Below are 8586 nucleotides of genomic sequence, written 5' to 3'. Positions count from 1 at the left end.
GGATATCCCCTAAGTTGAAAGCCGGTGAGGCAAAAACAAGCGGCCATTGTAGCGGCGAGCCGTCCACTTATCCACATGCAGGTTGCCCGGTGACCATGATTTATCAACGCGTTAACCGCTAAAAAAACGACCAACGGTGTGTGAATAAGCTCTGTGGATAACCGCCACTAAGGGCACTGGACAACTGGGGGTTGAACTCGGTGGATAACCTGCCTGTGGATAACATGCCATTCCACACACAGGTTATCCGACAGTGCAGCACAGGCTGAACACGGTTTTCCACTGTAGTTGTCATTCTCTGTACATCACGTCAAACAAGGGCTAATGCAACTTATCCACAGAAGACGGTGTGCCTAGCTTTTATAAGCTTTACAGAAAAGCTTTAAATAATTCCCTTCTTTATTTTTATGTATGGCGAGCAGGTGATCGGGCAAAGAACACCTCGAGATCTATTTATAAGGAAACGTTGGTTGGAAATTGACCTGAAGGCTTGCTTTCTCTAGAATCCCCGGTCTCTTAAAACGGGGGCCATTCCGGCCCGTTGTGGACGAACCAGGTAACACGACAATGAAACGTACTTTCCAACCAAGCACTATCAAACGCGCTCGTACCCACGGTTTCCGTGCTCGCATGGCTACCAAGAACGGCCGCGCAGTCCTGTCGCGTCGTCGCGCCAAAGGTCGTGCGCGTCTGGCAGTTTGATAATCCGGTACTGGAGGTGAGTCAGGACTTCAGTCGGGAAAAGCGTCTGCTTACCCCCCGGCATTTCAAGGCAGTCTTTGACTCCCCTACCGGCAAGGTTCCGGGGAAAAATCTCCTGCTCCTTGCACGCAACAACGATCTTGATCACCCCCGTCTCGGGCTGGTTATCGGGAAAAAGAGCGTAAAGCTCTCCGTTGAGCGCAATCGCCTCAAACGTTTGATGCGCGAATCATTCCGTTTGCACCAGGATTCACTGGTCGGCTGGGATATCGTTATCGTCGCGCGCAAAGGTCTGGGCGATGTAGAAAACCCCGAATTGATTCAGCATTTCGGCAAACTCTGGAAGCGTCTTGCACGCAGCAAGCCCGTTCCAGAAGTCAAAACCGAAACTGTAGGGGTAGACAGTCCAGATGCGTAAACTGGCCCTCGTTCCGATCCAGTTTTATCGCTATGCCATTAGTCCTTTAATGGCCAACCACTGTCGTTTCTACCCCAGTTGTTCCTGCTACGCGTTAGAAGCCATCGAAAATCATGGCCTTCTGCGCGGTGGCTGGCTGGCCTTTCGTCGTTTAGGTCGCTGTCATCCGTGGAATCCCGGTGGTTATGACCCGGTTCCACCTATCCCTACCTCCCGTTCTTCTTCGATGGCCGAGTAATCATGGATATCAAACGCACGATCCTGATCGTCGCCCTGGCAATCGTGGCCTACGTTATGGTCCTTAAATGGAACCAGGACTATGGTCAGGCTGCCCTGCCGACTCAGAATGTTGCTTCCAGTACGACTACATCCGGTTTGCCGGACACCGCCACTGGCAATAATGCTGCCGCCAGTGACGATATTCCGCGCGCCGCTAGCGATACCAGCGCACCTGCCGAAACGCCGGTGGCCGCCAGCAAGGATCTGATCCAGATCAAAACCGACGTGCTCGATCTCGCGATCGATCCACAAGGTGGCGATGTCGCTCAACTGACCTTGCCTCTGTATCCACGTCGTCAGGATCGTCCTGATGTGCCGTTCCAACTGTTCGATAACGGTGGCGAACGTGTTTATCTGGCCCAAAGCGGTCTGATCGGCACCAATGGCCCGGATGCAAATCCGGCCGGTCGTCCGGTCTACTCTTCGGAGAAGAAGACTTATCAACTGGCTGACGGTCAGGACCAACTGGTCGTCGACCTGAAGTTCAGCAAGGACGGCGTCAACTACATCAAGCGTTTCACCCTGAAACGCGGCCTGTATGACGTAGCCGTTTCCTACATTGTGGATAACCAGAGCGCTCAGCCCTGGAACGGCGCAATGTTTGCTCAGTTGAAACGCGACAACAGCGCTGATCCTTCGTCCACTACTGCTACTGGCACCGCGACTTACCTGGGCGCCGCCCTGTGGACAAGTTCGGAGCCGTACAAGAAAGTGTCCATGAAGGACATGGACAAGGCGCAGCTGAAAGAAACCGTCACCGGTGGCTGGGTAGCCTGGCTGCAACATTACTTCGTGACCGCGTGGATTCCGGCCAAGGGCGAAAACAACATCGTCCAGACCCGTAAAGACAGCAAAGGCAACTACATCATCGGTTACACCGGTCCGACACTGACCGCTGCTCCGGGTGCCAAAGTTGAAACCAGCGCTGTGCTGTACGCCGGTCCTAAAAGCCAGGCTGTGCTGAAAGAGTTGTCCCCAGGTCTGGAACTGACCGTCGACTACGGCATTCTGTGGTTCATTGCCCAGCCAATCTTCTGGCTGCTGCAACACATCCACGCCATCGTCGGTAACTGGGGCTGGTCGATCATCTTCCTGACCATGCTGATCAAGGGTATTTTCTTCCCGCTGTCGGCTGCCAGCTACAAATCGATGGCGCGTATGCGTGCTGTCGCGCCGAAACTGGCTGCTCTGAAAGAGCAACATGGCGATGACCGGCAGAAAATGTCGCAAGCCATGATGGAGCTGTACAAGAAAGAGAAGATCAACCCGCTGGGCGGCTGCTTGCCGATCCTCGTGCAGATGCCGGTTTTCCTTTCGCTGTACTGGGTTCTGCTGGAAAGCGTGGAAATGCGCCAGGCGCCGTTCATGCTGTGGATCACTGACCTGTCGATCAAGGATCCTTTCTTCATTCTGCCGATCATCATGGGTGCAACCATGTTCATCCAGCAGCAGCTGAACCCGACTCCTCCGGATCCGATGCAGGCGAAGGTCATGAAAATGATGCCAATCATCTTCACCTTCTTCTTCCTGTGGTTCCCGGCAGGTCTGGTGCTGTACTGGGTTGTGAACAACTGCCTGTCGATTGCACAACAGTGGTACATCACGCGTAAGATCGAAGCGGCGACGAAAAAAGCCGAGGCGTAACTTGCACTGTGGATAACACCACTCAAAACGCCCCCTAGTGGGGCGTTTTGCTATCTGCCACTTTTGTCTGGATTCCGGTTTATGAGCACACCTCGTGAAACCATCGCCGCCGTCGCCACCGCTCAGGGTCGCGGCGGTGTGGGCATCGTCCGTATTTCCGGGCCGCTGGCCAGTGTTGCAGCCAAAGCCATCAGCGGCCGTGAGCTGAAACCGCGTTACGCCCATTACGGGCCGTTTTTCAGTAACGACCAGCAAGTCCTGGACGAGGGCCTGGCCCTGTATTTCCCGGGACCGAACTCTTTCACCGGCGAAGACGTGCTGGAACTGCAAGGCCACGGCGGCCCGATCGTTCTGGATATGTTGCTCAAGCGTTGCCTGGAGTTGGGTTGCCGTTTGGCCCGTCCGGGTGAATTCAGTGAACGTGCTTTCCTCAATGACAAACTCGACCTGGCCCAGGCCGAGGCGATTGCCGATTTGATCGAGGCCAGTTCGGCACAGGCTGCGCGTAATGCCCTGCGCTCATTGCAGGGTGCATTTTCCCAACGTGTGCATAACTTGACCGAGCAGTTGATCGGTTTGCGTATCTACGTCGAAGCCGCCATCGACTTTCCGGAAGAGGAAATCGACTTCCTCGCCGATGGCCATGTGTTGAACATGCTCGACAAAGTGCGCAACGAGTTATCCACAGTACTGCGTGAAGCCGGGCAGGGCGCTTTGTTGCGCGATGGCATGACCGTGGTGATCGCCGGTCGTCCGAATGCCGGCAAGTCCAGCCTGTTGAATGCTTTGGCCGGTCGCGAAGCTGCCATCGTGACGGAGATTGCCGGCACCACGCGGGATATCCTGCGCGAACATATCCACATCGACGGCATGCCGTTGCATGTTGTCGATACTGCAGGGCTGCGTGATACCGATGATCATGTGGAAAAGATCGGTGTTGAACGGGCATTGAAGGCTATTGGTGAAGCCGATCGGGTGTTGCTGGTGGTCGATGCGACCGCTCCGGAAGCATTGGACCCGTTTGCATTGTGGCCGGAATTCCTCGAGACCCGTCCGGATCCGGCGAAAGTTACCCTGATCCGCAACAAAGCGGATCTGACGGGCGAAGCAATTGCCCTCGAAACCAGTGAAGACGGGCATGTGACGATCAGTCTGAGTGCCAAGTCGGCCGGTGAAGGGCTGGACTTGCTGCGTGACCATCTCAAAGCCTGCATGGGTTACGAGCAAACTTCGGAAAGCAGCTTCAGTGCACGTCGCCGCCATTTGGAGGCATTACGTCACGCCAGCGCCGCGTTGGAACACGGCCGCGCGCAACTGACATTGGCCGGCGCCGGCGAATTGCTCGCCGAAGATTTGCGTCAGGCCCAGCATTCTCTGGGTGAAATCACCGGGGCGTTCAGCTCCGATGATCTGCTGGGAAGGATCTTTTCCAGCTTCTGCATCGGCAAATAACAAAAGGGGCTGTGGAATATTTATCCACAGCCCCTTTTTTGCTTTACCAGTTGTAAGACACCGTCCCCAGCAAGGTGCGATCTTCGCCCCAATAACAACGACCAGCATCGTTGCATCCCGACACATATTCCTTGTCGAACAGGTTTTTCGCGTTCAGATCGACGCTCCAATTCGTGTCGATTTGATAACCGATCGCCGCATCCACCAACGTGACATCGCCGGCATCGAGCTTGCCGTACAGAGAAGGCGAGGTGTAGGCGAAGGCACTGTCGAAGTAACGCACACCACCGCCGACATACAGGCCTTTCAAGTCGCCATCGAGGAATCGGTATTTCGTCCAGACCGAAGCCTGATTACGTGGCACCCCGGTCATTTGATGGCCTTTGACCAATGACGTCGCGGCATCTTTGGTAATCCGCGCATCGGTGTAGGTGTAGGCCGCTGTCACATTGAGGTTCTGGGTCAGATTGCTGTTCAGTTCCAGTTCCACACCTTTGGAACGGCTTTCGCCGACCTGGCGGTAGGTCGCTGTCGTCGAGTCGAAGTAGGTGTCGTCCTTTTTGCGCAGGTCGTACACCGAAGCGGTAAACGCAGTATCCCAGCCGATCGGTTCGTATTTCAGACCCACTTCGTATTGGCTGCTGGTGATCGGGTCGAGCGGTGCGCCGGCATTGGAAATCTGCTGCACCGGTACGAACGAGGTGGAATAGCTGACATACGGCGTCATGCCGTTGTCGAACTGGTACATCACGCCGCCCTGATAGGTGAACTTCTTGTCCTCGGAACTGATGTCGCTCGACTGGGCGACCTTGTCGCGGAAATCACTGTCGACCCAGTCCTGACGGCCACCGAGCAGAAACAACCAATGGTCGTACTTGCTTTGGATCTGTGCATAAACACCTTTCATCTGTTGCTCGAGCAAGGTGTTTTGCACAGCAATCGGTGTCGTCGGGTCACGTAGGTACACAGGGTTATACACATCGATCGGCCCGACGATGCCAGCGTTCCAGTCCTGATTGAACGAGGTACGGTCGTAGCTGGCGCCGAACAACACGGTGTTCTCCAGACCGCCGACCTGGAACTTGCCTTCCAGCTGGTTATCCAGCGAGTACACCATCGACTTGTTGAAGCGATCGTACGCAGTCATGTTCAGGCGTGTGCCAAACCCGGCGTTGTTGAGGTTGCCCGGCCAGGTTTCGTGACGGGTAATGCGCGACTGCATGTAGCACGAGTTCTGACGGAACTGCCAATCGTCGTTGAACGAGTGGCTGAACTCGTAACCGGTGCTCCAGGTTTCCCGTTCGAAAGTGTTCCAGTCCGGGTCGCCGAGCAGGGTGCCTTTGGATAACTTGCCGTTGGAGTTTGTCAGCAAAGTACCGGCCGCCGGTAGGCCAAGTTCCATGTTGGTGTGATCCTTCTGGTAGTTGGCCAGCAGAGTCAGCGTGTTGAAATCATCGAAATTCAGGGTCAGGGATGGCGCAATGTAGATCCGGTCGTCCGGGACATGATCGGTCTGGGTGTCCGACTTGCGCCCAAGCATCACCACCCGCCCGAGAACGTTGCCGCTGTCATTGAGTGGACCGGAGACATCGACGCCGATCTGCCGGCGATTGTTCGAGCCATAACCCAATTGCACTTCGCCCTGCGGTGCAGCGGTCGGACGTTTGCTAACAAGATTGACCAGACCGCCCGGTGCGTTTTCCCCATACAACAGAGAAGACGGGCCGCGGAAAATCTCGACCCGCTCAAGTCCGTAAGGCTCGGTGCTGGTGTCATAACGATTGCCCTGTACGCGTAGTCCATCGCGCAAAAGACCGTAGCCATAATCGGTAGCGTTGAAACCGCGAATGTAGAACAGGTCTCCAGCCAGACTGTCGCCGGCGGCAAAGGGTGGCGCGAAGATTCCCGGAACGTAGCCGAGTACTTCAGTGAGTGTCTGAGATTTCTGATCTTTCATGCGCTGGGCAGTGACGACGGACACGGAACGCGGTGTTTCCGACAATGGCGTACTGGTTTTCGTACCGATCCGGCTGTTCTGCGCCTTGTATCCGACGTCGGCGGCGTAATCCAGATTCATCGGATTGGCCAACTGACCGTTAATGTTGGTCGGGGCCAATTCCAGTGCGTCGCCGTTGGGCAGTGCCTGCAAAATGTAACTGCCCGGCGCCTGTGGTACGGCTTGCAACCCCGAGCCTTGCAGCAGTTGGGCGAAACCCTGGTCGACGGTGAAATCGCCGTTCAAACCGGCACCGCGCAAACGGCTGGTCTGTTGCGGCGAGAACGACAGGATTACATTCGCAGCGGAGGCGAACTGGCTCAAGGCATTGTCCAGCGGGCCGGCGGCAATGGCATAACGCTGGGCGACCGTTGCAGCGATCGCGTTATGGCTAATCACCAGGCAGGACGCAGCGCTGGTCATCAGTAGGCTGTAAGCAATGCAGTGGTAGGAAAAACGCTGACGAAACGTGGAAAGACGCATGTGTGGATTAGCCCTGAAGGTGGCAAAGAGCCGCGTTTATCGCGATTACCTGTAGGGCCGGGTCAGGGCAAAAAAAGATAACCCTGTTGTCGATTTATTTTCCCCAAGTGACATTTCGATCAAGCGCTGTGGCTGATCGAGACCCAGTAACGGGTGAAATAGCGCACGTCGATTGGCAGCGAAGCCTGAAGATTGGCCAGCACTGCATCGGTGGAGTCGAGCCGGAATGTGCCGGATACCCGCAGATCCCGCGCGCGGTTATCGCAGTGCAAAACACCGCGGCGATAGCGGCCCAATTCTTCAATCACGTCGCCCAAGCGTGCATTGAGCACAATCAACTGGCCATTGGTCCACGCCACTTCCGTGGATTTGAAGGGATGAGTGAGCCCGATGTGTCGACGATCAAAGTCGGCCCCTTCGCCTGCGTTCAGAATAATTGCGGCTGTTGATAGATCAGCAGGCTGAACGCTGATCCGGTCTTCCAGCACACCGACACGGGTAGACTCCGATAACTGATGTACGGAAAACCGGGTGCCCAGCGCTTGAATCCGGCCATCACGGGTGTCGACGAAAAAGGGCCGTTGATCGCCAAGTTTGCCGGTTTGAATCAGGATCTCGCCGGAGCGCAGGCGAATCAGCCGCTGCGTCGGATCAAAAGACACGTCAATGGCAGTGTCGGTGTTGAGCTGAATCTGACTGCCATCAGCCAATGTCAGGTTGCGACGCTGGCCAACGCCAGTTTTATAGTCGGCCCAGACATTCCCCTGCGATGTGTGTTGCTGGACATTCCAGCCAACGAACCCCGTCCCCGCAGCGAGCAGCAACAACTTGAGCACCTGGCGTCGTTGCTGCCCGGTATTCAGGGCGCGACGTTTCAAATCAGGCGGCAACGTACCGAGGTGGCGCTGCAGTTGTTCCATCTGGTTCCATGCCGCTAGGTGCGCTGGATCACTGTCTATCCACAGCTGCCAGGCCTTCTGTTCGGCGAGCGTCGGCGGGTCCGCCTGAAACTGCACATACCAACTGGCGGCGGCTTCGAAAACCTGGCGATCGGGAGCGATGGCCATCAATGTTGCGCCATGATCAGGGCACATTCCGTCAGGGCACGGATCATGTGTTTCTTCACCGTGGTCAGCGAAACCTTTAGCTGCAGGGCGATCTGTTGATAAGTCCGGCCATCGATCTGCGACAGCATGAAAATCTGTTGGCTTCTGGGGCCAAGCCCCGCCAAGGCTTTATCCACAGCGACCAGAGTTTCGATGATCAGCGCCTTGTCTTCCTCGCTGATGGCGGTGGCTTGCGGTCGAGCTGCCACGGTCTGCAAATACGCAGCTTCGATAGCCTTCCTGCGATAACGATCGATCACCAGCCCGCGTGCAACAGTCGCCAGATAGTCCCGTGGTTCACGAATATGCGCGGCGTTGCGCGCCGCGAGAATCCGCACAAACGTGTCATGCGCTACATCGGCCGCATCGCAGGCGTCATGCAATTTGCCCTTGAGCCAGCCATATAGCCACGAATGGTGTTGCTCGTAGATTTGCTCGATCGCAGCAGTGTGGGCGGGTAGGGACATGGGGAAAAACTGATGAGTTAATGATAATGCCTATTATTA

Annotated in this window: 8 protein-coding genes; 5 read left to right on the top strand and 3 right to left on the bottom strand. The window is 55.9% G+C overall.

What is annotated here, in order from left to right; translation table 11 throughout:
• The first annotated feature begins 567 nt into the window (after nt 1-567).
• The 5 genes from rpmH to mnmE all read left to right on the top strand — a co-directional run bounded on the left by rpmH (nt 568) and on the right by mnmE (nt 4495).
• On the top strand, nt 568-702 hold the full coding sequence (rpmH, locus tag AC3IUF_RS29975; RefSeq protein ID WP_003213577.1) for a 50S ribosomal protein L34: 135 nt from the start codon (nt 568-570) through the stop codon (nt 700-702).
• Between the two features lie 16 nt (nt 703-718).
• A complete protein-coding gene (gene rnpA / locus AC3IUF_RS29970) occupies nt 719-1120 on the top strand; it encodes a ribonuclease P protein component (RefSeq protein ID WP_042704971.1) in 402 nt (133 codons plus the stop codon).
• Nucleotides 1113-1358, top strand: coding sequence for a membrane protein insertion efficiency factor YidD (yidD, locus tag AC3IUF_RS29965; RefSeq protein ID WP_077430980.1), 246 nt, complete (start codon nt 1113-1115; stop codon nt 1356-1358). Before rnpA ends, yidD begins: the two co-directional genes overlap by 8 nt.
• A 2-nt stretch (nt 1359-1360) precedes the next feature.
• Complete coding sequence (gene yidC, locus AC3IUF_RS29960) at nt 1361-3043, top strand: membrane protein insertase YidC (protein WP_007911890.1); 1683 nt, start codon at nt 1361-1363, stop codon at nt 3041-3043.
• A gap of 81 nt (nt 3044-3124) precedes the next feature.
• The gene (mnmE, locus tag AC3IUF_RS29955) at nt 3125-4495 is read left to right on the top strand and encodes a tRNA uridine-5-carboxymethylaminomethyl(34) synthesis GTPase MnmE (RefSeq protein WP_489280028.1); all 1371 of its coding nucleotides are present in this window, start codon (nt 3125-3127) and stop codon (nt 4493-4495) included.
• 43 nt (nt 4496-4538) lie between these two features.
• Here mnmE and AC3IUF_RS29950 read toward each other — a convergent pair whose 3' ends face one another.
• The 3 genes from AC3IUF_RS29950 to AC3IUF_RS29940 form a co-directional block, all read right to left on the bottom strand.
• Complete coding sequence (locus tag AC3IUF_RS29950) at nt 4539-6974, bottom strand: TonB-dependent siderophore receptor (protein ID WP_489280027.1); 2436 nt, start codon at nt 6972-6974, stop codon at nt 4539-4541.
• A 119-nt stretch (nt 6975-7093) separates the two neighbouring features.
• Complete coding sequence (locus AC3IUF_RS29945) at nt 7094-8041, bottom strand: FecR domain-containing protein (RefSeq protein ID WP_489280026.1); 948 nt, start codon at nt 8039-8041, stop codon at nt 7094-7096.
• Entirely contained in the window at nt 8041-8547 is a 507-nt protein-coding gene (locus tag AC3IUF_RS29940; protein WP_095113137.1) for a sigma-70 family RNA polymerase sigma factor, read from the bottom strand. Before AC3IUF_RS29940 ends, AC3IUF_RS29945 begins: the two co-directional genes overlap by 1 nt.
• Nucleotides 8548-8586: the final 39 nt, after the last annotated feature.

This window comes from Pseudomonas sp. KH_040 (assembly GCF_057839305.1).
The sequence above is the reverse complement of the archived record's forward strand: the minus strand, read 5'-3'. Positions and strand labels throughout refer to the sequence as shown.